Raw genomic sequence first — 24314 nt, forward strand, 5'->3', positions numbered from 1 at the left:
GCGCATGAGGGTGCTGCTCGTCAGCCCGGCCTTCCACGGCTACCACGCCGCCATCGCCGCATCCCTCGGCACGCGCGGACACGAGGTCACCACACACGTCTACGACGACAACGGCGGGGTCGTGGGACGGACGTGGCACCAGGTCAGGCACCAGCTCCCCCACAAGATCGGCGCCGGATCGCATCGCGGGCTCGCGCGTGAGGCCACCGAGCGCGCCGCTGCCGCCGTCTCTGCAGCCCGCCCGGAGGCGGTCGTCGTGGTCAAGGGCGACACCCTCGGATCGGGGTTCTGGGAGTCGATCGCCGGGCTGCCGCGCGTCACCTGGCTCTACGACGAGGTCCGCCGCACGCGCTGGACGATCGAGCGCCTCGGCGGCATCGGTCCGATCGCCACCTACTCCGCGCTCGACGACGTCGACTTCGAGGCGGCCGCGCTCGCCACCCGCCACCTGCCCCTGGCCTTCGACCACCGGCTCGTCCCCACGCCCACCACGCGCCGGACCCACGACATCTCGTTCATCGGCGCCCGCTACCCCACCCGAGAGCGGGTGCTCACCGTCCTCCGTGACGAAGGCATCCCGGTCCGCGCCCATGGACGCGACTGGTCGAGCCACCCGATCGACCGGCTGCGCACCTGGCGAGTCGGCACCCCCGCCCTTCCCGCGGGCCGCGACGTCGGGCGCGCGGCGGCGTACGACGTGATGGCCGCGTCGGCCGCCACGCTCAACCTGCACGGGGACCAGGACGGCTTCACGATGCGTACGTTCGAGGCAGCAGGCATCGGGGGTGTCGAGCTGCTCGACCGCCTCGATGTCGAGGGTCTCTACGACCCCGGGACGGAGGTGCTCACCTGGACCACGCCGGAGGAGCTCACCGACCTGTGCCGGCGGTCGCTGGCGGACCCGGGCTGGACCGACACCATCCGCGCCGCGGCACGGGCACGGACGCTGGCCGAGCACACCTTCGACCACCGCGTCGCCGTCCTGGAGGCGTCATGGGACACGGCCTGAAGCATCCCGGCGACCTCGTGGCGTGGCGTCGCTGGCACGAGTCGCGGCACCCGGTGCGCTTCGCGGCCCGGGCGGCGAGGGCGCGGATGCGACCACCCGCTCAGGCGTACGTCGACCTCCTCACGCCGCTCTCCGACGCTGACGTCCTCGTCGCTGTCGAGGCGACGCACGCCAGCGTGGCGAACGCGGTCGTCGCGCCACTGACCCACCTCTCGCCCGAGCGGACGGCGATCGTCGCACCAGTGGCATGGCAGCCGCCCGCGGCATACGCCCGGCACCGACGGCGCACGATCGACCTGCGTGGGCTGCTCGGGCTGCGCGGCATCCGGACGGTCCTCGCCGCGGGGCACTACACCGAGATCGGTGCAACGGCCTTCGCGCTGGCCGAGGAACACCGGTCGACGTTCTTCGTGTCGCAGCACGGGGCACTGACGCCGTTCGCACCCCCGCTGCCGCGTGCGGCGCACCTGCTCGCGTGGAGCGAGCACGACGGGGGGTTCTGGACGGCCGGGAGGCAGGACGTCCGGGTGAGCGTCACCGGGAGCCAGCTGCTGTGGGGGGCGGGTCTTGGTTTCGACACGGGCGCGGGACGGCCTGCTCAACCGGCGACCTCCGCTGGGCGCCCTGCTCGACCGGCGACCTCCGCTGGGCGCCCTGCTCAACCGGCGACCCGGCCACTCACCTACCTCGGACAGGGGCACGCGGCCGAGATCTCACGCGCCCGGCTGGCCCGTGCCGCGCTGACCACCTGCCGCGAGCACGGCGCGGTCTACCGGCCGCACCCCTCCGAGGGCGACGTGACCTCGCGCGCGGTGCTGGCGGCCTACGCCCGGGCCGGCATCACGATCGACACGAGCGGTGTGCCGCTGGTCGACCTCGAGGCGCCCGTCGTCAGCGTCTTCTCGACCGGCGTCCTGGAGGCGGCCGCGCGAGGGCGCGACGCCTGGGTCGACTTCCCCCATCCGCCCGCATGGCTCGGCGAGTTCTGGGAGCGTTATGCCATGCACCGTCTCGGGACCCTCCCCACGCCGCCGCCGGACCGGCCCGAGCACGAGCCCGCCCGGCGGATCGCCGAGCTCGTGACGGAGGCGGCCTCGTGACGCTCTGCGTGATCCCCGCGCGCGGCGGCTCCAAGGGCGTGCCGCGCAAGAACCTCCTCGACGTCGGCGGCAAGCCGCTCATCGTGTGGACGATCGAGCACGCGCTGGCGGTGCCCGAGCTCGACGTGGTCGTCTCCACCGACGACGAGGAGATCGCCGAGGTGGCACGTGACGCCGGCGCCCGGGTGCCCTGGCTGCGGCCCGACGAGCTCGCCCAGGACACCACGCCCACCGAGCCCGTCGTCCGGCACGCGATCGAGCAGGTCACCGCCGAGCGCGGTCGACCGGACTCCGTGATGCTCCTGCAAGCCACCTCGCCCGTGCGCCATGACGACACCCTCGGCCGGGCCCTGGCGGAGTTCGCCACCACCGGCGTGGACTCGATGGTCGGCGTCGTCGAGCAGCCCCCGTTCATCTGGCAGGCCGGCGACCCGCCCACCGCGGCGTACGACGTCGCAGCCCGGCCGCGCCGGCAGGACCTCACCCCGGAGGCGCGGCGCTACCGCGAGACCGGCTCGCTCTACGTCACCCGCACGGAGGTCTACGAGGAGCACGACAACCGGCTCGGGGGTCGCGTCGGGCTCTTCGTCATGCACGAGGACGAGGGCATCGACATCGACACCGAGCTCGACGTGGCGCTCGCCCTGCGGTTGATGGCAGCTCATCGAGCCGTCTGACCACATCCGGGACCGCGGCTGGCTACGGTGGGGCCATACGTTTTCTTGACGGAAGGCACGTGCCTTGATCATCGAGCGTGACCTCACGCCGTACGTCGTCTACTCGGGCGACCCGGTCCTGCGCGCCCTGGAGAAGATCACCGCCAACAAGGCCCGGGTGATCTTCCTCGTCGACTCCCACGGCCACCTCGACGGCGTGCTGTCCGACGGTGACTTCCGGCGCTGGGTCAGCAGCGCGGCGAGCCTCACGACCGACGTCCCCGCGCTCGACGCCGCCAACACCTCGCCGCGCAGCCTGCCCATCGGCAGCAGCCCGGCCGAGATCGCCCACGCCTTCGGCTCGGGGATCGACCACGTCGCGCTGGTCGACGAGCGCGGTCACCTCGTCGCGATCGCGATCAACCGCGCCGACGAGCTCCGCATCGGCAACCACGTCGTCGCGCCGGACGCACCTGCGCTCCTGATCTCCGAGATCGGCATCAACCACCAGGGCGACGTCTCGCTCGCCAAGCAGCTGGTCGACCTGTCTGTCGAGGCCGGCGCGGACATCGTGAAGTTCCAGCTGCGCGACATGGACTCGCTCTACCGCCAGGGCTCGTCAGGATCGGGCGGGGAGGACCTCGGCCCGCAGTACACCCTCGACCTGCTCGCCAAGTACAACCTCGACGCCGACGGGCTCTTCGAGGTCTTCGACCACTGCAGCGACGTCGGCATCGACGTGATGTGCACGGCGTGGGACCCGGTCAGCGTGGACCGGCTCGTCGACTACGGCATCACCTCGCTCAAGGTCGCCTCGGCCGACATGACCAACCACGCGCTGCTGCGCCACATGGCGGCCAGCGGCACGCCGATGGTGATCTCGACGGGGATGTCCACCGAGGGCGAGATCCGCGAGACCGTCGAGGTCGTCCGCAGCACCGGGGTCGCCCACGCGTTCCTGCACTGCCAGTCGACCTACCCGGCTCCCTTCAAGGACATCAACCTCGCCTACCTGACCCGGCTTGCCGAGCTCACGCAGGCACCGGTCGGCTACTCCGGGCACGAGCGCGGCTTCCACGTGCCGGTCGCCGCCGTGGCCCTCGGCGCGCGCATCATCGAGAAGCACTTCACCGTCGACCGCGGCCTCGAGGGCAACGACCACAAGGTCAGCCTGCTGCCCGGCGAGTTCAAGGAGATGGTTCAGCGCGTCCGCGAGGTCGAGGAGGCGCTCGGCACCAACGCACCGCGCGCGGTGTCCACCGGCGAGATGATGAACCGCGTCAACCTCGCCAAGTCGCTCGTCGCCGCACGACGCATCGAGGTCGGCGAGGTGCTCGCCGATGCCGACATCGACATCAAGAGCCCCGGCCGCGGCCTCCAGCCCAATGCGTACGACAAGCTCGTCGGGCGCACGACCACCCGCGCGCTCGACGCGGGCGACTTCTTCTACGCCACCGACCTCGGCGACGCCGCGCCGAAGGGTCGCGCCTACGACTTCCGACGCCCGTGGGGCCTGGCCGTGCGCTACCACGACATCGACGCGATGACGAAGGACACCACCCCGGACTTCCTCGAGTTCCACTTCTCCTACAAGGACCTCGACCTGCCGGTCGCCGACGTCTTCGCGACGTACGACGGTGGGCTGCCGATGGGCTTCACCACCCACTCCCCCGACCTGTTCGCGGGCGACTTTCTGCTCAACCTCGCCTCCACCGACGACGCGCACTGGGAGCGCTCGATCGCCGAGCTCCAGCGGGTCGTCGACACCACACGGGAGATGCAGCAGCACTTCACCCGGCACGCCGATGCCAAGGGTGAGTCCGCGGGCCCGGTGATCGTGGCCAGCCTCGGCGGCTTCACCACCGACGCCTTCGTCACCCCCGCCGAACGTGAGGCGATGTACGCCCGCGTCGCCGACGGTCTCGCCCGGGTCGACGACTCCGGTGTGCGACTCTGCGCGCAGACGCTGCCGCCGTATCCCTGGTACATGGGCGGCCAGCTCTACTGCAACCTCTTCGTCGACCCGCGCGACACCGCCGAGTTCGCCGCGCGCTACGACCGCCGGCTCTGCTTCGACGTCTCGCACTCCAAGCTGTCGGCCAACTACCTCGGCATGACGTTCGCCGACGCGACCGACCTCCTCGCGCCGCACACCGAGCACCTCCACCTCGTCGACGCGACCGGCGTCGACGGCGAGGGCGTCCAGGTCGGCGACGGCGAGATCGACTGGGCGGTCCTGGCCCAGCAGCTGGACGCGATGTCGCCCGGCGTCAGCTTCATCCCGGAGATCTGGCAGGGCCACGTCAACGACGGCGAGGGCTTCTGGATCGCCCTCGAGCGGTTGGAGCAATGGTTCTGACCCAGCCCAGCTCTCCACGGACGGCGTTGTGGGTGGTGCCGGTCAGCGACCTGGCCGGGGTCGCCCGCCACGTGCTCGACGTCGCTCGCAACGGGATCCCCGGCTGGCGGCTCGTCTTCCTGACCCCGCCCGGGGCGCTGCCCACCCGGCTGCGTGGGCTCGGTGCGTTCGTGCACGTGGCGCCGTTCGGCCCGGACCACGGCCTGCGGGCCTCGTCCGCGGCGCTGCGCGACGTCGTACGACGTGAGCGGCCCGCGGTCGTGCACAGCCACCTGGCCTACGCCGACATCGTCGTGGCGCTCGCCGCCGGTCGGCAGCCGCGGCTCGCGACGACCGAGCACGGCATCGCCCGCGACGACGTCGTCTACCACCGCTCCGGCGCCAAGACCCGCGTGATGGCTGCCGCCCACACCGCTCGACTGCGGCGCTTCGACGCTGCGATCGCCGTCAGCCGGGCCACGGCCGAGGCGATGGTGGAGAAGTGGCGTCCCCCGATGTCGGTCGCCGTGATCCACAACGGCGTCGACCGGGTTTCCAGGCTCGCTCCGCTCGCGCCTCAACCGGCGAACGGGTGCACGACCGGGCTGCGGATCCTGTCGCTGGCCCGACTCTCGCCGGAGAAGCGTCTCCCACTGCTCCTCGACGGCTTCGCCGAGCTGCACCGCAGCCACCCGGGGGCGCGACTGACGCTGGCCGGGGTCGGGCCGGAGGAGGCCGCGCTCCGGTCGCAGGTCGCCCGGCTGGGGCTCGACGAGGTGGTCCGGTTGCCCGGCTTCGTCGACCCCGACGCAGCGATGGCCGAGCACGACGTGCTGGCGATGCTCTCGGTCTGGGAGAACTGCTCCTACGCCCTGCTGGACGCCGCCTCCCGGGGGATGGGCGTCGTCGCCAGCGACGTCGGCGGCAACCCGGAGATCCTGCCGCCGGCAGCGCTCGTCGAGGCCGACGACGCGACAGCCGTGGCGAGGGCCTTGGAGACGCAGGGGCTCGATCTCGACGCCCGGCCCGGGCTCGATGCCTGGCCGAGCGTGGCCGACATGTGCGACCGGATCGCCGCCGTCTACGACCAGAGCGGAGGTCGCTCGTGAGCCGGCGCATCGACTCACCGTGGAACCTCCCTGACAAGACGGTCGACCGCGCCGACGAGGCGGACCGGGAGATCCGGATCACCGACTTCGTCCTGATGGCCACTCTGGTGCTCCGCACCGAGACGGCCGGGCCGTTTCCGCTCAACGAGGTCTGCATGGGCCTGCTCGTCGCGCTGGCTGCGATGCGCCCGGCCCGTGGCGGCGCGAAGCTGCCGACGCTCGTCGTGGTGTTCGTCGGCGCCCTGCTGGCACTCCTGCTCTACTCCGGCCTTGCGAACCAGGTCGACTGGTCCCGCCGGATAGGGCACCTGGTGATCATGGCGGGCCTGATCTGGGTCTTCGGCACCGGCCGGATCTCGCTGCGCTCAGCCGGTCTCGGCCTCGCTGCCAGCCTCGTCGTGGTCATGGGGTTGGCGACTGTCGGCATCGGCGGCGACTACTACCCAGGACGACTGACGGGCTTCCTCGGCGACCCCAACGCGGGTGCCTACTTCATCGCCGTGCTCGGAATCCTCGCGGTCTTCTTCTGCGACGACCGATGGAAGGTGCGGCTCGCCGTCGCCGCACCCATCCTCGGCGGTCTGGTGCTCACCTACTCGCGGACGGGTCTCCTGGCCGGCGCGTTCGCCGTGGTCTGGGTGCTGCTGGGCCGCAGGCTCGGTATCGCTGGGGGTGCCGCCATGGCCTTCGGGCTGGTCTGGATCGTCGACAACATCCCCAAGAGCCTGACCACCTTCGGTCCGTTCTCCGACCGATCGGGCAGCGACGCCCTGCGCAACCGGATCATCGCCCAGGAGCGGGTCCAGATCTCCGACATGCCGTGGTACGGCCACGGTCCGGGCACCGCGAAGGTCAACATCCGCGACCTCGAGTTCTTCTTCCACAACAGCTACCTCGCGACCCGGCAGGAGGGCGGCTGGGGAGCGCTCCTCCTGGTGCTCGGGCTCATGGTGGTGGCCTTCCTGCTGCTCTCCAAGCAAGCTCGCAACGGTGACATCAAGGCCGCAGGGGTGCAGGCCTCGATCATCGCCGTGGCCGTCATGGCCACCACGCTCGGCGAGGTCCTGCTCGATGTCCCGATGGCGATCGTGGTCGGCTTCGCCCTGGGCCAGCGACTGCATCGCAACGAGAGCTCCCCCGATGGCTGAGCGCGTGTACCTCGCCGCCAACAACCCCGACCTCGGCGGCGGCGAGCAGATGCTCGTCCGGACCGCCGAGGCCATCGTCGCGCGGGGGCGGCCGGTGACCGTGGTCGCTCCCGACGTCCCCTCCGACGTTCTCGACGCGGCGACGACGATCGGTGCCGATGTCGTCGCGATCCGCGCCGACGGTCGACGCGACTACCTGCAGCGGCTCCGCGCATGGGATCGCGCCGAACGCACCGGCGTGCTGTGGTGCCACGGGTTGGTTCCGGCGCTCGCGACGTCCGGACACGCACGGCGCATCGTGCACCTGCACCAGCTGCCCCGCAGCCGATCCCAGTGGGCCGCCCTCGCCGTCGCTCGACGGGGGTCCGGGCGCGTCCTCACTCCGTCGGCGTACCTCTCCTCGCAGGTGCGCCGGTCCGAGGTCTTCGCCAACTGGACCGGCGCGGTGGACATCGCGAACCGACCCGAGCGCCGGGGCCGCGTCGGCTTCCTCGGCCGGCTGTCCACGGACAAGGGGACCGACCTGGTCGCTCACGCCCTCGCGTCGAGCGTGACGCACGCCGACCTGGAGCTGGTCGTCGCTGGCGACGACCGGTGGGTGCTCGACGAGCAGCGAGTCCCCGTGACGGAGGCACTGGAGTCGCTCGGCGACCGCGTGCGTCGGCTGGGCCGGGTGGTCCCTGACGAATTCTTCGCGCAGGTCGACCTCGCGGTGTTCCCGAGCCGGGTCGCGGAGTCCTTCGGCCTCGTCGTCGCCGAGGCCATGGCCGCGGGCGTTCCCTTCGTCGTCTCCGACGCGGGCGCCCTGCCCGAGGTCGCTGGTCCCGACCACCCGTGGGTCGCCCGGAGCGGTGACGTCGACGACCTCGCCCGGGTGATCGCCGAGGCGCTCGCCACGCCGGCGGACGACGTGCGCGCCGCGACCGACCGGGCACGCCGGCGGTGGGAGTCGATGTACTCCCCCGAGGCCGGGCGACAGCGGGTGGCGCGGCTCCTCGACGAGCTGGGGGTGACATGAGCACCCCACTGGACGCCCAGCCGAGGGTGGCGATCGCGCACGACTACCTCACCCAGCGCGGTGGTGCCGAGCGTGTCGTGCTGACGTTGATGAAGGCGTTCCCCGAGGCGCGTGTCCACACCACGCTGTACGACGCCGACGGCACCTACCCGGAGTTCCGCGACGCCGACATCCACACCTCGCCGCTCAACCACATCGGGCCGCTCCGGCGCGACCACCGACTGGCGCTGCCGCTGCTCGCACCCGCCGCGTCGCGGATGCGCATCGACGCCGACGTCGTGGTCGCCTCGAGCAGCGGCTGGGCGCACGGCTTCGACACCAGCGAGGGGACCCGGACGGTCGTCTACTGCCACAACCCCGCCCGCTGGCTCTACCAGACGGACGAGTACCTCGGCGGCACCGCCTGGCGCTCGCCGATCGGGCCGCCGCTCCTGGCCCTGCGGCCCTTCCTCAAGAAGTGGGACCGCAGCCGCGCCGACCGGGTCGACGTCTACCTCGCCAACAGCCGCGTCGTGCAGCAGCGCATCAGGTCGACCTACGCCCGCGACGCCGAGCTGCTGCCGCCTCCGCACGGCATGGACGCATCAGCGCCGCGCGAGCCCGTCCCCGAGCTCGCCGACTGGGAGCCGGGCTACGCCCTCGTCGTCTCGCGCCTGCTCCCCTACAAGAACGTCGACGCCGTGATCGAGGCCGTGCGCGGCACCGACCGCCGCCTCGTCGTGATCGGCCGCGGGCCGGAGGAGGCGCGGTTGCGCGCCACCCTGCCCGACAACGTCCGGCTCCTGGGCGGCCTCAGCGACGCCCAGCTCCGCGCGGCGTACGCCGATGCCGGCGTGCTGGTGGCCGCCAGCCACGAGGACTTCGGGCTGACGCCTCTCGAGGCCGCCGCCTTCGCCGTCCCGGTGGTCGCGTTGCGCGGCGGCGGCTTCCTGGAGACCGTCCTCGAGGGCGAGACCGGGGTCTTCTTCGACCGTCCCGATCCTGACCAGATCGCGAGCGCGCTGGCGATTTCCGACCAGCACGACTGGGACGCTGACAGACTGCTGGCGCGGGCCGACGAGTTCGGCGAGGCCCGCTTCATCGACAGGATCCGCACGATCGCGTTCGAGGAAGGGACGGTGGGCTGAGGTGCGTCCCGAGGGCATCCGGCTGCTGCCGTGGCTGATCGGCGCCGGCGACCTCGTGATGATCGCACTCACGACGGTGCTCGCGATCAACTTCCGCCTGACCCTCGCCGTCTTCGACACCGCGACCGACGTCCTCGACAACACCGCGCTGGCGAGCGTCTTCTTCGGTGCGACCTGGCTGGTGCTGCTCGCCTTCTTCGGCACCTACGAGCGCCACGTCTTCGGCGCGGGCACCGAGGAGTTCAAGCTCGTCGTCAACGCCTCCTTCTTCACCGGCGCACTCGTCGCGACCATGGCCTACCTCATGCAGTACCCGCTCTCGCGCGGCTTCTTCATCCTCTACTTCCCGATCGGCGTGCTGCTCCTGCTGGTCGGCAGGCTGGTCTCGCGGCGGATCATCCAGCGACTGCGCAGCGCCGGGCACTTCAACGAGAAGGTGCTGCTCGTCGGCACACCCGGCTACATCGGCGAGATCCACACCGTCCTCGCCCGCGAGTCGTGGCTCGGCTACTCCGTCATCGGCTGCCTGGTGCCGAGCGACTACGCCGGCCTGGAGCGCACGTCTGCGGGCATCCCGGTGCTCGGCGTCATCGACGACGTCCGGGCCGCCGTCGACGAGCACGCCCCCGACATCGTCTTCTTCACCGCCGGGGCAGTGAGCTCCTCGACCCAGCTGCGGCGGCTCGCCTGGGACCTCGAGGACCACCAGCACGTGCAGATCATCGTGGCGCCGAACGTCACCGACGTGTCCAGCGAGCGGGTCCGGATCCGGCCGGTCGCCGGTCTGCCGCTGATGCACCTGGGTCGCTCGCGCTCCCAGCTGGCCACCAACGACGCGAAGCGCGCCTTCGACCTCGTCGGCGCGCTGGTGATCCTCGCCCTGGTCTGGCCGCTCCTGCTCGCCGTGATGCTGTGGGTCAAGAGGTACGACGGTGGTCCCGCGCTCTTCCGGCAGACCCGCGTCGGCCGCGAGGGGGTCGAGTTCACCTGCCTCAAGCTCCGCTCGATGCACGTCGACGCCGAGGCGCGCCTCGCCGAGCTGGAGGCTCGCGACCACGTGCTCTTCAAGGCTGCCGACGACCCTCGCGTGACCAAGCCGGGCAAGTTCATCAGGCGCTTCTCGCTCGACGAGCTGCCCCAGCTCTGGAACGTCGTACGCGGCGAGATGAGCCTCGTCGGTCCGCGCCCGCCGCTGGCCTCGGAGGTCGAGCAGTACGAGGACGACATGCTGCGCCGGCTCAACGTCCTGCCCGGGATGACCGGCCTCTGGCAGGTCTCGGGCCGCTCCGACCTCTCGTGGGAGGACACCGTCCGGCTGGACCTCTACTACGTCGACAACTGGTCGATGGTGCAGGACCTGCTGATCCTGGCGCGCACCGTCACCGCCGTGCTGGCCAGCCGCGGCGCCTACTGATCACGCCCACCGCTGGTCGAGCAACGAGCGGACTGCCGCTGGTCGAGCAGCGAGGAACGAGCGTGTCGCGACCGAGGCCACCGGCAGCCTCGGGAGCCGCTCAGGACCGGCCGAGCTTGGCCAGCCGACGGCGGCCCTTGCCGGCCGTCGAGTAGGCCTCGCGGGAGGTGTACTCCGACTTGTAGCCGCCGTAGCCGTAGCCGCCGTAGCCACCGCCGCCGTAGGCGATGGCGGCCGCGCCCTTCACGGGCGCCTTGTTGAGCACGACGCCGAGCAGCCGGCTGCCGACCTGGTCGAGGATCCGGCGACAGTGCTCGCTCTGCTCGATCTGGGTCTTGCCGGCCGCCTGCACGAGCAGGGCACCGTCGCAGAAGGCCGACAGCAGGCCGGCGTCGGTGACCGGCAGCAGCGGCGGCGCATCGAGGATGACGAAGTAGTCGTGCGACAGGTCCTCGACGAACTGCTTCATCCGCAGGGAGCCGAGGAGCTCGCTCGGGTTGGGCGGGATCCGGCCCGCCGGCAACAGGCTCAGGTTGTCCATGCCGGACTCGAGGATGACCTCGCGGATGTCGACGTCACCTGCGAGCGCCTGGGTGAGCCCGAGCGCGCCGTCGATCTCGAAGGTCGAGGCGATCTGCGGTCGACGCAGGTCGGCGTCGACGAGCAGCACCGGCGTGCCGGCCTGGGCCATGAGGCGCGCGACGTTGGCCGAGACGGTCGACTTGCCCTCGCCGGCGAGGGCGGAGGTCACCACGATGCGACGTGGCTCGTTGTCGACGTCGACGAAGCGCAGGTTGGTGCGCAGCTGACGGAAGGACTCCGCCGCGCGACCCAGGTCTCCGCGCACCCCGCGGTGGGCACGCCCGAGGGCGTCCTCCTTGGGGATGATGCCGAGCACCGCGGCGCCGGTGGCCTCCTCGACGTGCTTGGCCGAGCGGATCCGGCGGTCGATGAGGCGGCGTGCGACGAGGAACGCGTAGCACAGGCCCAGGCCGCCGGCGGCCCCCTTCATCGCCGCGCTGCGGTAGTCCGGGGTGAACGGCGCTCCCGGCAGCTGGGCCTGCGAGAGCGGGACGATCCGGGTCAGGGCGGGCGTCTTGGGGTTGTCCTCGCCGGTCTCGATCTGCTGGGCGACGACCACCACGGCGTCGACCACCGCATTGGCCAGGTCGCGAGCCTCGACGGGCGTGCTGCCGATGGCGCTGACGGTCAGCGCGTTGACGCTGGCGTCGACCGACGCGGAGAACCGGCCGGCGATCGCCTCGGGGGGGACGTCGAGGCTGAGCTCGTCGACGACCTCCTGCGCGACGGGAGTCGTCGAGACGAGGAAGGCGTAGAGGTTGGCCTTGTCCTCCGCGAGCTGGGCGTTGCCCTGCTCCTCGCCCGCCGTGGTCGCGTTGCCGACCCGCACCAGCCCCGACGACGTCGCCGAGTAGAGCACCGGCTCGCGGGTGGTCTTGGCCATCATCAGCAACGCACCGAGGATCGTGCAGCCGATCAGCACCCACACGTAGGCACGGCTCAGCCGGACGAAGTCCCCGAAAGTCATGCGCCCGAGTCTAGGGCGTCCGCGACGGCCCGCCAGCGGAATGAACGACACGCCTGCTGGCACGATGGTGGCAGCACAGCACCGTGGTGAGGAGGTGGGCGTGGACCCGACGAGCGAGGAGCTGGCCGAGGACGAGCTCGGCCACATCCCAGTCGCCGCGCGCGTCCACCTCTCCCACGCCGTCGTGCAGCAGCTCGCCGACCGAGGCGGCATCGATGTGCTGCACCTGAAGGGCCCCGCCGTGCTGCCCGGCCTCCGTGAGCCCGGCCGTCACTCCAGCGACGTCGACGTGCTCGTGCGACCCAGCCACCTGCCGCTGCTGGTCACCGCGCTCGAGTCGATCGGGTGGGAGCAGCGCACGACCTTCGCCACGGGCTCGGTGTTCGCGCACGCGGCCAACTGGTGGCACGACGACTGGGGCTGGGTGGACGTGCACCTGCACTGGCCCGGTGTCACCATCGAGCCGGAGCTGGCCTTCGAGGTGTTCTCGCGCGACCTCGTCCAGCGCGACATCGCCCATCGGCCCTGCCCGGTGCCCAACGCCACCGCACAGCGGCTGATCCTCGTGCTGCACTCCGCGCGCTCGGGCGGCACGACCGACGTCGAGCATGCGTGGGGTGCCGCCGACACCGCCGAGCAGGACGACGTGCGGGCCTTGGCCGCAGAGCTCGGCGCCGAGGTGGCGCTCGCCGCCGGCATCGGAGAGCTCGAGCAGCACCGCGGCCACCCGACGTACCTCCTGTGGCGACACTTCGTCGAGGGCGGGAGCCGCATGGACGAGTGGCGCGCGCGCTGGGCCGCGGCGCGGGGCGCACGAGCGAAGACCCACCTGCTCACCGCCGCGATGCGGGTCAACCAGGACCATCTCCGCATGGAGCTCGGGCGTCCCCCCACCCGCGAGGAGGTCCGCGCCAAGCAGCGCGAGCGCTGGCGCAAGGCGGCCGGCGAGGTGGAGGCACGGGTGAGGCGGTCATGACCATGCACTTCCGCATCGCCGACGACGTCGCCTGGGTCAGTCAGGACGACCTCGACGGCGGCGACGTGCCCGTGGCCTACATGACCCGGGTGCCCGGCGGCCCGCCGATCCTGCTGGAGGGGTCGGGGTGCATCGTCTGGCTGGCGCTGGCCGAGGGCGGGACGCTGGAGGACATCACCGTGCGGGCGGCGGAGCTGTCCGACACCGACGCGGACCTGATCAGGGACGACGTGGCCGACCTGGTGGACCAGCTGGTGGTGATCCGGCTCGCCGACGAAGAAGACCGCTGACCGCGGCCGCACCCACCGAGCCCACCAGCGCGCCCAGGGTGTTGGCGACGACGTCGAGCCAGGTCCCCTCTCGCGCGAGCCACATGCCCTGGACCAGCTCGATGGCCGCGGACGCCGAGGCGGCGAGGGCGCTCACCCACCACCACGGCCGGCGCAGCACGAGCACGAGCAGCGCGCCCATCGGCACGAAGAGCACCACGTTGAGCAGCACGCCGTAGTGCTCGGGCAGCGCCCAGTCCGGCGCGATCGGCCACCGGTAGCGCAGCTGCACGTAGAACCACACCGTCATCCGGTTCAGCGCCCAGCCCCACGGACCGACGACGAGCACGACCAGCGCGACGACGTACGCCGCTGCGAGGGCGACCACACCTCGTCGATCGCGCCACCAGCCCACGCCGCCACCATAGGGTGGGTGCGTGACTGACGAGGACGAGCCCACCGAGGTCGTGGTGAGAGTCCTCGGCGTGGCCGTCGGCATCCCGGCCACCGCGGGCGATGCGGCACGGCTGCGACGCCAGTGGAGCCGCGCCCTCACGGACGAGAAGCCCGTCACCGTCCTCGACCTCGCCGAGCTGCAGGACGCGGACGACGTCGCGCGCGACTACGCGATCACCACGCGGGTCACGATGGCCGCGCTGGACGCGACCGCAGGCCGGCGGATCAACCTGCACGCCGGTGCCGTGGCAGACGACCAGGGACGCACGCTGTCGGTGATCGGGCCGTCCGGTTCGGGGAAGACCACCGCGATCAAGATGCTCGCCTCCCGGCTCGGCTACCTCTCCGACGAGACGACCTCGGTCGACGAGCGCCTCGGCGTCCACGCGCACGCCAAGCCGCTGTCGGTCATCACCGACCCGCTGGTGCCGCTCACGAAGACGTCACTCTCCCCCGACGACCTCGGCCTGGCCGTGCCTCCCGAGGAGGCCTACCTGCACCGGATCGTGATGCTCCACCGCGGCGAGGACGACGACGGACTGGTGCCGCTGGCGCCCGCCCACGCGATCGCCGAGATCGTGGAGCAGACCTCCTCGCTGGTGCAGCTCGAGCACCCGATCCGGCGGCTGGCCGACGCGATCGACGCGTGCGGTGGTGTCTGGAGCCTGCGCTACCGCGAGTTCGAGGACTGGCTGGCCACGCTGCTCGACCTGCTCGACCAGGAGGGGCAGCCACCGCCGGCCCGCCTCCACCATCCCGGCGTCGCGAACGTCGTCGCCCCGGCCCCGGGCACCTGGGGCCGTGCCCCCTGGCACGACGCCGTCGAGTACGACGACGAGCTGGTGCTGATGATCGGCGACCGCGTGCACGTGCTCGCCGGGCTCGGTGTCGTGCTGTGGCTGGCGCTCGACACGCCCGCCGGACTCGAGGACCTGGTCGCCGAGGTCGAGGCCCTGTGGGGCGCCCACCCCGATGCCGCGACGTTGGTCGCCGATGCCCTGGCCGTGATGGACGAGGCGGGGATGGTCCGGCCCCCGGCCTGACGCCACCTCGCCCCGCGGCAGCGGCCGTCGCGCCCGCGGGTAACGTGCGCGACATGACTGCGCGCCGCCAGCTCCCCACCGACGAGGCCCGCGACCTGCTGGCCCTCACCCGCGAGATCTGCGCGAAGGAGCTCGCGCCGCGAGCGGCCGAGGCGGAGTCGACGGAGACCTTCCCGCGTGAGGTCTTCGCGATGCTCGGCCAGGCCGGCCTGATGTCGCTGCCCTATCCCGAGGAGCACGGCGGCGGCGAGCAGCCCTACGAGGTCTACCTCCAGGTGCTCGAGGAGATCGGCGCCGTGTGGTCCTCGGTCGGGGTCGGGGTCTCCGTGCACGCCTTGTCCTGCTTCGGCCTCGCCTCCTACGGCACCGACGAGCAGCGCGCCGAGTGGCTGCCCGACATGCTCTCCGGCGACCTCCTCGGCGCCTACTGCCTCTCCGAGGCCCACGCGGGCTCCGACCCGGCCGCGATGCGTACGACCGCGCGCCGCGACGGCGACTCCTACGTCATCAACGGCGCGAAGGCCTGGACCACCCACGGCGGCCACGCCGACTTCTACAAGGTGATGGCGCGGACCTCCGACGACGCTGGTGCTTCTCGTGGGGCAGGCATCTCCTGCTTCCTGGTGCCCGCCGACACCGAGGGCCTGTCCGCCGACCCGCCCGAGCGCAAGATGGGCCTCACCGGCTCGGCGACCGCGACGATGCGCTTCGACGACGTCCGGGTGCCCGTCGAGCGACGTCTCGGCGCCGAGGGCGAGGGCCTCAAGATCGCCCTCGCCGGGCTCGACTCCGGCCGACTCGGCATCGCGGCCGTCGCGACCGGGCTCGCCCAGGGCGCCCTCGACGCGGCGGTGGCCTACGCCCGGGAGCGGGAGACGTTCGGGACCAAGATCATCGACCACCAGGGCCTGGCGTTCGTGCTCGCCGACATGGAGGCCGCCATCGTCTCTGCCCGCGCGACCATGCTCCACGCCGCGCGCCTGCGTGACGCCGGACTGCCGTTCTCGCGCGAGGCGTCGGTCGCCAAGCTCGTCGCCACCGACAACGCCATGAAGGTCACCACCGACGCCGTCCAGGTCCTCGGTGGCTACGGCTACACCCGCGACTTCCCCGTCGAGCGCTACATGCGCGAGGCCAAGGTGATGCAGATCTTCGAGGGCACCAACCAGATCCAGCGGATGGTGATCTCACGCTCGCTCGCCAAGGACAACACCGGCATGATCGGCTGACCGCGACGGGCCTCCTGCTAGCTGCCGAGGAAGCGCTCGACCAGCGTCCGGGCCTCCGGTCCGGCGACCAGCTCGGAGATCGTGTCGGCCTCGGTCGCGCCGACGGTGGCGCGGTCGAAGTCCCAGCTCGTGCGTAGGAGACGGCGCGTGCGCCCGAGGGCGAGGGCTGGTCCCGCGGCCAGCGCGCGCGCCAGCTCGAGCCCGCGCGCGGGCGCGTCGTCCGAGACCTCGGTGACCATCCCCCACTCACACGCGGTCGTCGCGTCGATCGGCCGGCCACCGAGCGCGAACGCGAGCGCACGGTGCGACCCGATCGCTCGCGGCAGGAGGTAGGACACCCCGCAGTCGGGGGTGAGCCCGACGCCGGGATAGGCGAAGGCGAGCTTCGTCCCGTCGGCGGCGACCACCAGGTCGCAGGCCAGCATGACCCCGAGCCCTGCGCCCGCGACCGCGCCGTGCACGGCCGCGACGACGGGCTTCTCCAAGGCCTCGAGGGCCCGCACGGCCGCGTCGGCCTCGGAGGCGAGCTCGTGGAGGTACGCCGCCGGGTCGGTCGCCGCGACGAAGGATCCGACGTCACCACCGGCGCAGAACCGTTTGCCCGCGCCGGTCAGCAGCACGGCACGCACCGCGTCGTCTGTCTCGACCCGGGCCACCGCCGCACGCAGCGCACGGGCGAGGGGCAGGTCGAGCGCGTTGGCCGCCTGCGGCCGACTGAGCTCGATGTGCGCGACGCCCGCGTCGACGGAGCAGGTGAGCGGCGCCGACACCTCAGGCCCTCCGGAACAGGGCGGCCAGCGCCTGGCCGCCACCGATGCACATCGTCACGATCCCGAGCTCGAGGTCGCGGCGGACCATGTCGCGTGCGACCCTCAAGGTCAGGTTGGCGCCGGTCGCGCCGACGGGGTGCCCGAGCGCGATCGCACCGCCGTAGGGGTTGACCTTCTCCAGGTCGAGCCCGGCGTCTCGGACCACGGCCACGGCCTGCGACGCGAACGCCTCGTTGAGCTCGATGATGCCGATGTCAGACGGCGCGGTGCCGGTTCGCTCGAAGAGAGCGCGCAGTGCGAGGGTCGGCGCGTAGCCCATCAGCTCCGGCTCCATCGCGGCGGTCGTCACGGCCTCGAGCGACACCAGTGCCTGCAGGCCGCGCTCGGCCACCGCGGTCTCACGCGCAAGCACCAGCGCCGCAGCGCCGTCGTTGATCCCCGAGGCGTTGCCCGCGGTGACGGTGCCGCCGTCCGCGAACGCCGGGCGGAGGCTGCTGAGCCTCTCCAGCGTCGTGCCGGGCTTGGGGTGCTCGTCCTCGGTGACGACGACGGGCGTGCCGCCACCGACGGTCACCTCGACGATCTCCTCGGCGAAGGCAGCCTTCGCCTCCGGCGTCGCAGCCCTGCGCTGCGACTCGACGGCGAACTCGTCCTGCTCGGCGCGCGAGACGCCGTACTTCTCGGCGACGTTCTCCGCGGTCACCCCCATGTGGATGCCGTGGAAGGGGTCGGTCAGCATCATCACGGTGCCGTCGACGAGCGTGCGGTCCCCGAGGCGGTAGCCGGTGCGGGCGCCGAAGTCGTAGAACGGCATCCGCGTCATCGACTCGTCGCCCCCTGCGACGGTGAGGTCGAGGTCGTTCCACCGCATCTCCATCGCGGCCGACCAGACGGCCTGGAGACCCGATCCGCACAACCGGTTGACGGTGTAGGCCGGCACGTTGGCGGGAAGCCCGGCGGCGACCGCGACACGGCGGGCGTTGTAGGCGTCGGGCCCGACCTGGCCGATGCACCCCATCACGACCTCCTCGACGTCGTCACCGCTGACGCCGGAGCGCTCGAGCGCGGCTCTGACGGCGGTCGCGCCGAGCTCGAAACCCGGCACGTCCTTGAAGGCGCCGCCGAAGCTGCCGATGGGGGTGCGGGCCCCGTCGAGCACGACGATCCGGTCGTTGTTCATGCGTTCTCCTCGGTGGGTCTGGAAGCAGGTCGTCGGACGTCTTCTGGAGAGGCGCTCACTCGTAGGTGTAGAAGCCTCGACCGGACTTGCGGCCCAGCAGGCCGGCGTCCACCATCCGCGCCAGCAGCGGCGGGGCGGCGAACAACGGCTCCTTGAACTCCGCGTAGAGCGAGTCGGCCACGGCCGCGGTGGTGTCGAGGCCGATCAGGTCGGCGAGCGCGAGCGGGCCCTGTGGGTGCGCAGCACCGAGGACCAGGCCACGGTCGATGTCCTCGGCGGTCGCGAATCCCGACTCGAGCATCCGGATCGCGGAGAGGATGAAGGGCACGAGCAGCGCATTGACGACGAAGCCGGCCCGGTCCTGGCAGTCGATCGCCTGTTTGCCGAGCAGGCCCTCGACGAACTCGCGTGCGCGCCTCGTGGTCTCCGACGAGGTCAGCAGGCTGGGGGCGATCTCGACCAGCTGGAGCACCGGCACCGGGTTGAAGAAGTGCATCCCCACCACCTGCTGCGGACGCGAGGTGACCACGCCGAGCTTCATGATCGGGATCGAGGAGGTGTTCGATGCCAGGATCGCGTCGGGCGACTCCACGACCTTGTCGAGCATCTGGAACAGGTCGGCCTTGACCGCCTCGTCCTCGACGATCGCCTCGATGACCAGCTCGCGGTCGGCGAGCTCGTCGAGCGAGGTCACCAGCCGGATCCGCGCCATGGCGTCGTCGGCCGAGTCGATCTTGCCCTTCGCCTCCGCACGGGCGAGCGAGCGACGCAGCCGCGCGCGTCCGGCCTCGACGGCGGCTGCGTCGGACTCCACGACCACGACCTCGGCGCCCGCACGGGCACTGACCTCCGCGATACCGGCCCCCATGAGCCCGCACCCGACCACTCCGACCTTCTCCAGGTCCCGGATCCCTCGTTCATCGTCCATAGCAATGATGATAATGGATTTAGACGACAAGTACGAAGGCGGGTGGACGGTGGTCGTCCTGCCGCGCCGGTCAGGCGAGAGTCAGAGGATGTCCCAGGTGACGGTCTGGTGGAGCACCTCGGAGTAGCGTCGTTGCATGTAGCGGACGAACTCACCCATGTGTTCCTCCATCGCCGCGAATGAGCTGTCGCCGTCATGGGTCTGCAGCGCGGAGAGGATCCGCTCGTGGGCACCGAGAATGGCCTTGCGTCGCTGCTCGGGGTAGTCGACGCCCATGTGGGTGCCGTCGACGATGTCGACGAGCGCGTCGATCAGGAAGCCGTACATCGCGTTGCCCGAGCCCCACGCGATGAGCTCGTGGAACTCACGGTTGGTGGCCAGGAAGATGTCACGGCTCTCGAGGTTGTCGCGCATCTGCTCGACCGAGTTGCCGAGCTGGTCGAGCGAGTCCTTCTTCATGCGGCTGGCCGCGTGGCGCGCCATGACCGGCTCGAGGTCGCGGCGCGCCTCGACGATCATCGAGAACGGCGACTCGCTGAACTGCAGCAGCAGGACCAGGCCGTTGGCGAGGTAGGTCGCGTCGGGCTTCTGGATGACGGGACCGCCGCCCGGACCGGGCTTGAGGGTGAGCACGCCCTGGAGCTCCAGGAAGCGCAGCGCCTCGCGCAGGGTGCCGCGCCCGACGCCGTAGTGCTCGAGCATCACCCGCTCAGGCGGCAGTCGGTCACCGGCCGTCTGTCCGCCGCGATAGATGTCGTCGACGACGCGCTTGGCCACGATCAGCGCAGTCTTCTGGGGCCTCGAACTCACGCTCATCGCCGTTCTCCTCTTCATGCTCCGAGAGTGGGGCAAACCTATCAATCATGGGCACGGATGGGCGCCCTTCGGCGATGCAGGCGCGCCACGACCGCCCGCCGGGCCCACTGCGGCAATCCCAGGTGGCCCGGTCCCTACGAGCCCGAGTGGTCGTAGAACCCCCGACCGCTCTTCCGGCCGAGGCGGCCGGCCGCCACCATGTTCTTCAGCTCGACCGGCGGGCGGAAGCGCTCGCCGTGAGCGGCGTGGAGGCCGGTCAGCGCGTCGAGGTAGGTGTCGAGGCCGTTGAAGTCGCCGAGCTCGAGCGGGCCCATCGGGTGGTTGAACGCGAGCTTCACGGCCTTGTCGATGTCTTCCGGCGTCGCCAGCCCCTCCTCGAGCATGTGGAGTGCCTCCATGCGCAGGATCGCCGAGAAGCGGGAGGTCAGGAACCCGGGGCTGTCCTTGCGGCAGACCACCGTCTCCTTGCCCAGGGAGGCGGCGTACGCCTCGGCGCGGGCGAGGGTCTCGGGTGAGGTCTCCAGCCCGACGACCAGCTCGACGAGCCGCATCAGGACCGCCGGGTTGAAGAAGTGCATGCCGACCACACGGTGGGCCTCGTCGCCCAGCGCGGACGCGATCGCGGTGATGGAGAGCTGCGAGGTGTTGGTGCCGAGCACGGCAGCGACGGGCGCATGCGCAACGACCTCGGCGAGGACGGCCTGCTTGACGTCGAGACGCTCCAGGACGGCCTCGACCACCAGGTCGACGTCGGACACCGCGTCTGCGACCGAGGTCGTCGTACGGAGACGGTCGAGCACGTCGGCGCGGTCGCCGGCGTCGAGCTTGCCGGACTTCACGAAGCGGTCCAGGCTCGTGCCGATCGAGGCCAGCGCGCTGTCGAGGCGCTCCTGCGAGACGTCGACGAGACGGACGTCGTGGCCCTTCATGGCGCTCAGCTGGGCGATGCCGTTGCCCATCACGCCGCCGCCGATGACGGCGACCCTCTGCAGGTCGGTCATGTTCAGAGCCTTTCGATGATCGTCGCGTTGGCCATGCCCGACCCCTCGCACATGGCCTGGAGGCCGAAGCGGCCGCCCGTCGCCTCGAGGTGGTGGAGCAGTGTCGTGAGGAGGCGCGTGCCGGACGCGCCTAGTGGGTGACCGAGGGCGATCGCCCCGCCGCGGGGGTTGAGCTTCTCGCCCGGCATCCCGAGCTCGCGCTGCCACGCCAGCGGCACCGAGGCGAACGCCTCGTTGACCTCGGCGGCGTCGATGTCGTCGATGGTCAGCCCCGCCCGCTCCAGCGCCGCCCGGGCCGCCGCGATCGGTCCGGACAGCATCAGGACCGGATCGTCGCCCACGACCGTCATCGAGACGATCCGCGCCCTGGGACGCAGACCGAGCTCGGCTGCCGCCCTCTCGCTGGTGACGAGCACTGCGGACGAGCCGTCCGCCAGCTGCGAGGAGTTGCCCGCGGTGACACCCCAGGTGATCTCGGGGAACCGGGAGCCGTCGGCCTCGTTGCGGAAGATCGTGGCCAGACCGGCCAGCCGCTCGGCGTCGGTGCCCTCGCGGATGGTCTCGTCGGTCGCGAACGTGGCGCCCGTGCCGTCCATCACGTCGATCGGCACGATCTCGGCGGCGAAGTGCCCGTCGGCGCGGGCCGCGGCGGCGCGCGCGTGGGACTCCACGGCGTAGGCGTCCATCTCGTCGCGGGAGATCCCCCACCGGGCCGCGACCAGCTCGGCCGCGATGCCCTGCGAGGTCAGTCCCGGTGCGTAGCGCTCCTGGACGGACGGGCCGAAGACGTCGGCGTCACCGCGCGCGGAGCCCATCGGCACCCGGCTCATGCTCTCCACGCCACCTGCGAGCACGACGTCGTGGCAGCCCGACATGATCGACTGCGCGGCGAAGTGGACCGCTTGCTGGCTCGAGCCGCACCTGCGGTCGATGGTCGTCGCCGGCACGTGCGCGGGGTAGCCCGCGCCCAGCCAGGCGATCCGGCCGGGGCAGGCCGCCTGCTCGCCACCTTGGCTGACGCAGCCGATCATCACGTCCTCGACGCGACCCGGGTCGATGCCCGAGCGCTCGACGAGTCCCTGGATCGTCTGCCGCAGCAGCTCGACCGCGTGCACGCCCGACAGCCCGCCGCCGGGCTTGCCCTTGCCGGTCCCGGTGCGCACCGCCTCGACGATGACGGCGTTCTCCATCCGTTCCTCCTGTGATCCGTGTGCGGACGACGATCAGCCGGGCTGCGCGGAGACGCGCGCCTCGACCGGTGCCAGCAGCTCGTGCATGTTCAGGCCGAGCACGCGCTCGGTCTCGTCCGTCCCGAGGCCGAGGTCGTGCATGACCTCGATCTCGCGGGCGGGGTCGGCCGTGGGCCAGTCCGAGGCGAAGACCACCTTGTCCGCGCCGTGGCGGCGCACGAAGTCGCGCACCCGGTCTGGGTCCACACGTCCCAGGGTCGGCGGCCACGAGGTGTCGACGAGGATGCCCGATCCGCAGATGACGTCGAACGCGTCGTCGAGGTGGTGGTAGCCACCGAAGTGGCAGGCGATCACGTGGACGTGCGGCACCGCCCGAGCGAGGTCGCGCAGCAGTGCAGGGGTGCTCCCTGCAACGGGCTTTCCGTCGCCGCCGGTGCCGACGTGCACCACTGCGAGCATCCCGGGGTCGAGGGCGTCCATCCGCTCCACGAGGCGCGGGTCGTCGAGGCCGAACCCCTGGTAGAGAGGGTGCACCTTGATGCCGACGAGTCGGTGCTCGCGCAGGTGCCTCAGGTTGTCCTCGACGGACAGGTCGACGTGGACGGCGCCGAGCGGCACCACGTCCGCCGCCGCGACGGAGGCGCTGAAGCGGCAGACCTTCTCGACCGCATCGGCGGTGTTGGCCACGCCCAGCACGATCGACCGGTCGACACCCGACGCGGCCATGCTCGCGCGAAGTCCCGCGAGGGTGCCGTCGCCGACGTGGTCGAAGCCCGTGCCGTTGCCGGACAGCGCGCGGTGCGCGACTTTGTCGGGCCAGACGTGGGTGTGGGCGTCGATGATCACGGGAGGTACTCCCCCGGCAGGTCGCGCGCGATGGTCAGCCGGAGCACCTCGTTGGCGCCCTCATAGATCCGCATGGGGCGCGCCTCACGGGCGTACCTCTCGATGTCGGAGCCGGCGATGAGGCCGAAGCGACCCATCGCCTGCACGCAGCGGTCGGTCACCCGGTCGGCCGCCTCCGTCGCAGCGACCTTCGCCAGCGAGGTCAGCGAGATCGCCTTCAGCGGGTCCTGCCGTGCCGACCACGCGGCGTAGTAGGTGACCCAGCGGGCCTGCTCGAGGTCGATCTTCGCGTCGGCGAGCAGCGCCCCGACGGCGGGCACGCGCGCCAGTGGCTTGCCCTTGTTCTGGCGCTCCTGCGTGTGCCTCACCGCGAGTGCGAGGGCGCCCTCGGCGAGCCCGACGGCAGCGGCGCCGACGGAGACGCGGAAGATCGCCAGCGTGCCGAGCGCGGCCTCGAGCCCCTTGCCGGGCTCGCCGAGCCGGTCGGCGTCGGTGACCCGCACGCCGTCGAAGAACACCTCGCCGATCACGTGCGGCGCGACCAGGTCGGGCGTCTCGCCGAAGCTGACGCCCGGAGTGGCCTTCGGCACCAGCACCAGCGAGAGCGCGTCGTCCTCGCGGACGAGGACGGCGTAGACGTCGGCGTAGGGCGCGTTGGAGATGAAGGACTTGGCGCCGTTGATGACGTAGCCGTCACCGTCGCGCGTCATCGTCGTGGTGATGCTGCGCAGGTCGCTACCGGTCTGCGGCTCGGTGAGCGCGACCGCCGACAGCGCCTGCATGCTGGCGATGCGCGGGAGCCACTCGGCCTTCTGCGCCTCAGTGCCGACGGTGGTGATCGCGTTGCTGCCGATGCCTTGCAGCGCGAAGAGCGCGTCGGCGGCCGAGCTGGCCGACATCAGCTGCTCGCGGACCAGCGAGATCGCGAGCGGATCGAGCCGCTCGGTCTCGCCGCCGTACGCGGCCGGCACCATGAGGCGGGCCAGCCCGCTGTCACGCATGATGGCACGCAGCTCGTCGGTGAGTCGGTTCTGCTCGTCCCACTGGTGGGCGTATGGCCTCACCTGGCGCGCCACCTCGGCCGCGCGTTCGCGGATCTTCAGCTCCTCGGGGGAGAACGAGAAGTCCATGTCAGTCCTCCT

General features: G+C 71.6%; 23 protein-coding genes. 13 read left to right on the forward strand and 10 right to left on the reverse strand.

Features of this window, described 5'->3' with window-relative positions; genetic code table 11:
- Positions 1-4 precede the first annotated feature (4 nt).
- From IEZ25_RS20555 to IEZ25_RS20590, 9 genes are all read left to right on the forward strand, one after another.
- A complete protein-coding gene (locus IEZ25_RS20555) occupies positions 5-1009 on the forward strand; it encodes a glycosyltransferase family protein (protein WP_191201348.1) in 1005 nt (334 codons plus the stop codon).
- Positions 994-2109: a hypothetical protein gene (locus IEZ25_RS21705; protein WP_224749401.1), complete on the forward strand. Its 1116-nt coding sequence runs from the start codon at positions 994-996 to the stop codon at positions 2107-2109. Before IEZ25_RS20555 ends, IEZ25_RS21705 begins: the two co-directional genes overlap by 16 nt.
- Positions 2106-2786 carry an acylneuraminate cytidylyltransferase family protein gene (locus IEZ25_RS20560; protein WP_318152374.1) on the forward strand — a complete coding sequence of 227 codons (681 nt, stop codon included), beginning with the start codon at positions 2106-2108 and terminating at the stop codon, positions 2784-2786. The genes IEZ25_RS21705 and IEZ25_RS20560 overlap by 4 nt, the downstream gene beginning before the upstream one ends.
- 64 nt (positions 2787-2850) lie before the next feature.
- Entirely contained in the window at positions 2851-5124 is a 2274-nt protein-coding gene (locus IEZ25_RS20565; RefSeq protein ID WP_191201350.1) for an N-acetylneuraminate synthase family protein, read from the forward strand.
- Entirely contained in the window at positions 5115-6212 is a 1098-nt protein-coding gene (locus IEZ25_RS20570; protein WP_191201351.1) for a glycosyltransferase, read from the forward strand. The genes IEZ25_RS20565 and IEZ25_RS20570 overlap by 10 nt, the downstream gene beginning before the upstream one ends.
- Positions 6209-7360: an O-antigen ligase family protein gene (locus IEZ25_RS20575; RefSeq protein WP_191201352.1), complete on the forward strand. Its 1152-nt coding sequence runs from the start codon at positions 6209-6211 to the stop codon at positions 7358-7360. Before IEZ25_RS20570 ends, IEZ25_RS20575 begins: the two co-directional genes overlap by 4 nt.
- Positions 7353-8378, forward strand: coding sequence for a glycosyltransferase family 4 protein (locus IEZ25_RS20580; RefSeq protein ID WP_191201353.1), 1026 nt, complete (start codon positions 7353-7355; stop codon positions 8376-8378). The genes IEZ25_RS20575 and IEZ25_RS20580 overlap by 8 nt, the downstream gene beginning before the upstream one ends.
- Positions 8375-9505: a glycosyltransferase gene (locus tag IEZ25_RS20585; RefSeq protein ID WP_191201354.1), complete on the forward strand. Its 1131-nt coding sequence runs from the start codon at positions 8375-8377 to the stop codon at positions 9503-9505. The genes IEZ25_RS20580 and IEZ25_RS20585 overlap by 4 nt, the downstream gene beginning before the upstream one ends.
- Before the next feature lies 1 nt (position 9506).
- Positions 9507-10919 carry a sugar transferase gene (locus tag IEZ25_RS20590; protein WP_318152375.1) on the forward strand — a complete coding sequence of 471 codons (1413 nt, stop codon included), beginning with the start codon at positions 9507-9509 and terminating at the stop codon, positions 10917-10919.
- 100 nt (positions 10920-11019) lie between these two features.
- Here the strand turns inward: IEZ25_RS20590 and IEZ25_RS20595 are convergent, their stop codons facing one another.
- Entirely contained in the window at positions 11020-12468 is a 1449-nt protein-coding gene (locus IEZ25_RS20595; protein ID WP_191201355.1) for a polysaccharide biosynthesis tyrosine autokinase, read from the reverse strand.
- Between the two features lie 100 nt (positions 12469-12568).
- Between IEZ25_RS20595 and IEZ25_RS20600 the strand changes: the two genes are divergently transcribed.
- Together IEZ25_RS20600 and IEZ25_RS20605 are read left to right on the forward strand one after the other, a co-directional pair.
- Entirely contained in the window at positions 12569-13444 is an 876-nt protein-coding gene (locus IEZ25_RS20600; RefSeq protein ID WP_191201356.1) for a nucleotidyltransferase family protein, read from the forward strand.
- Complete coding sequence (locus IEZ25_RS20605) at positions 13441-13734, forward strand: PqqD family protein (RefSeq protein ID WP_191201357.1); 294 nt, start codon at positions 13441-13443, stop codon at positions 13732-13734. The genes IEZ25_RS20600 and IEZ25_RS20605 overlap by 4 nt, the downstream gene beginning before the upstream one ends.
- On the opposite strand, the gene IEZ25_RS20610 is transcribed toward IEZ25_RS20605, so the two are convergent.
- Entirely contained in the window at positions 13664-14128 is a 465-nt protein-coding gene (locus IEZ25_RS20610) for a VanZ family protein (RefSeq protein ID WP_191201358.1), read from the reverse strand. The genes IEZ25_RS20605 and IEZ25_RS20610 overlap by 71 nt on opposite strands.
- A gap of 22 nt (positions 14129-14150) precedes the next feature.
- On the opposite strand from IEZ25_RS20610, the gene IEZ25_RS20615 reads away from it, so the two are divergent.
- Entirely contained in the window at positions 14151-15212 is a 1062-nt protein-coding gene (locus IEZ25_RS20615; RefSeq protein ID WP_191201359.1) for a hypothetical protein, read from the forward strand.
- Positions 15213-15265: 53 nt separating this feature from the next.
- Positions 15266-16441 carry an acyl-CoA dehydrogenase family protein gene (locus IEZ25_RS20620; RefSeq protein ID WP_191201360.1) on the forward strand — a complete coding sequence of 392 codons (1176 nt, stop codon included), beginning with the start codon at positions 15266-15268 and terminating at the stop codon, positions 16439-16441.
- A 17-nt stretch (positions 16442-16458) separates the two neighbouring features.
- Here the strand turns inward: IEZ25_RS20620 and IEZ25_RS20625 are convergent, their stop codons facing one another.
- The 8 genes from IEZ25_RS20625 to IEZ25_RS20660 form a co-directional block, all read right to left on the reverse strand.
- Positions 16459-17211 (reverse strand): enoyl-CoA hydratase/isomerase family protein, encoded by a 753-nt coding sequence (locus IEZ25_RS20625; protein WP_191201361.1) that lies wholly within the window; start codon positions 17209-17211, stop codon positions 16459-16461.
- Between the two features lies 1 nt (position 17212).
- A complete protein-coding gene (locus IEZ25_RS20630; protein WP_191201362.1) occupies positions 17213-18391 on the reverse strand; it encodes a thiolase family protein in 1179 nt (392 codons plus the stop codon).
- Positions 18392-18446: 55 nt separating this feature from the next.
- Complete coding sequence (locus IEZ25_RS20635; RefSeq protein ID WP_224749403.1) at positions 18447-19319, reverse strand: 3-hydroxybutyryl-CoA dehydrogenase; 873 nt, start codon at positions 19317-19319, stop codon at positions 18447-18449.
- A gap of 81 nt (positions 19320-19400) precedes the next feature.
- The gene (locus tag IEZ25_RS20640) at positions 19401-20135 is read right to left on the reverse strand and encodes a FadR/GntR family transcriptional regulator (RefSeq protein ID WP_191201363.1); all 735 of its coding nucleotides are present in this window, start codon (positions 20133-20135) and stop codon (positions 19401-19403) included.
- A 134-nt stretch (positions 20136-20269) separates the two neighbouring features.
- Positions 20270-21136, reverse strand: a complete 867-nt coding sequence (locus tag IEZ25_RS20645; protein WP_191201364.1) for a 3-hydroxyacyl-CoA dehydrogenase family protein — start codon at positions 21134-21136, stop codon at positions 20270-20272.
- Between the two features lie 2 nt (positions 21137-21138).
- Positions 21139-22326 (reverse strand): thiolase family protein, encoded by a 1188-nt coding sequence (locus IEZ25_RS20650; protein ID WP_191201365.1) that lies wholly within the window; start codon positions 22324-22326, stop codon positions 21139-21141.
- A gap of 33 nt (positions 22327-22359) precedes the next feature.
- Positions 22360-23172, reverse strand: a complete 813-nt coding sequence (locus IEZ25_RS20655) for an amidohydrolase family protein (RefSeq protein ID WP_191201366.1) — start codon at positions 23170-23172, stop codon at positions 22360-22362.
- Positions 23169-24302 carry an acyl-CoA dehydrogenase family protein gene (locus tag IEZ25_RS20660; protein WP_191201367.1) on the reverse strand — a complete coding sequence of 378 codons (1134 nt, stop codon included), beginning with the start codon at positions 24300-24302 and terminating at the stop codon, positions 23169-23171. Before IEZ25_RS20660 ends, IEZ25_RS20655 begins: the two co-directional genes overlap by 4 nt.
- Between the last annotated feature and the right edge of the window lie 12 nt (positions 24303-24314).

This window comes from Nocardioides hwasunensis, from assembly GCF_014779665.1.
In the GTDB taxonomy this organism is placed as follows: domain Bacteria; phylum Actinomycetota; class Actinomycetes; order Propionibacteriales; family Nocardioidaceae; genus Nocardioides; species Nocardioides hwasunensis.

What these genes read in the sequence shown, in the direction of transcription:
- IEZ25_RS20605 (WP_191201357.1), top strand. Translation starts at nt 13,441, where the DNA reads ATGACCATGCACTTCCGCATCGCCGACGACGTCGCCTGGGTCAGTCAG.
- IEZ25_RS20585 (WP_191201354.1), top strand. Translation starts at nt 8,375, where the DNA reads ATGAGCACCCCACTGGACGCCCAGCCGAGGGTGGCGATCGCGCACGAC.
- IEZ25_RS20650 (WP_191201365.1), bottom strand. Translation starts at nt 22,326, where the DNA reads ATGGAGAACGCCGTCATCGTCGAGGCGGTGCGCACCGGGACCGGCAAG.
- IEZ25_RS20645 (WP_191201364.1), bottom strand. Translation starts at nt 21,136, where the DNA reads ATGACCGACCTGCAGAGGGTCGCCGTCATCGGCGGCGGCGTGATGGGC.
- IEZ25_RS20635 (WP_224749403.1), bottom strand. Translation starts at nt 19,319, where the DNA reads ATGGACGATGAACGAGGGATCCGGGACCTGGAGAAGGTCGGAGTGGTC.
- IEZ25_RS20640 (WP_191201363.1), bottom strand. Translation starts at nt 20,135, where the DNA reads ATGAGCGTGAGTTCGAGGCCCCAGAAGACTGCGCTGATCGTGGCCAAG.
- IEZ25_RS20595 (WP_191201355.1), bottom strand. Translation starts at nt 12,468, where the DNA reads ATGACTTTCGGGGACTTCGTCCGGCTGAGCCGTGCCTACGTGTGGGTG.
- IEZ25_RS20555 (WP_191201348.1), top strand. Translation starts at nt 5, where the DNA reads ATGAGGGTGCTGCTCGTCAGCCCGGCCTTCCACGGCTACCACGCCGCC.
- IEZ25_RS20620 (WP_191201360.1), top strand. Translation starts at nt 15,266, where the DNA reads ATGACTGCGCGCCGCCAGCTCCCCACCGACGAGGCCCGCGACCTGCTG.
- IEZ25_RS20580 (WP_191201353.1), top strand. Translation starts at nt 7,353, where the DNA reads ATGGCTGAGCGCGTGTACCTCGCCGCCAACAACCCCGACCTCGGCGGC.
- IEZ25_RS21705 (WP_224749401.1), top strand. Translation starts at nt 994, where the DNA reads ATGGGACACGGCCTGAAGCATCCCGGCGACCTCGTGGCGTGGCGTCGC.
- IEZ25_RS20570 (WP_191201351.1), top strand. Translation starts at nt 5,115, where the DNA reads ATGGTTCTGACCCAGCCCAGCTCTCCACGGACGGCGTTGTGGGTGGTG.
- IEZ25_RS20660 (WP_191201367.1), bottom strand. Translation starts at nt 24,302, where the DNA reads ATGGACTTCTCGTTCTCCCCCGAGGAGCTGAAGATCCGCGAACGCGCG.
- IEZ25_RS20630 (WP_191201362.1), bottom strand. Translation starts at nt 18,391, where the DNA reads ATGAACAACGACCGGATCGTCGTGCTCGACGGGGCCCGCACCCCCATC.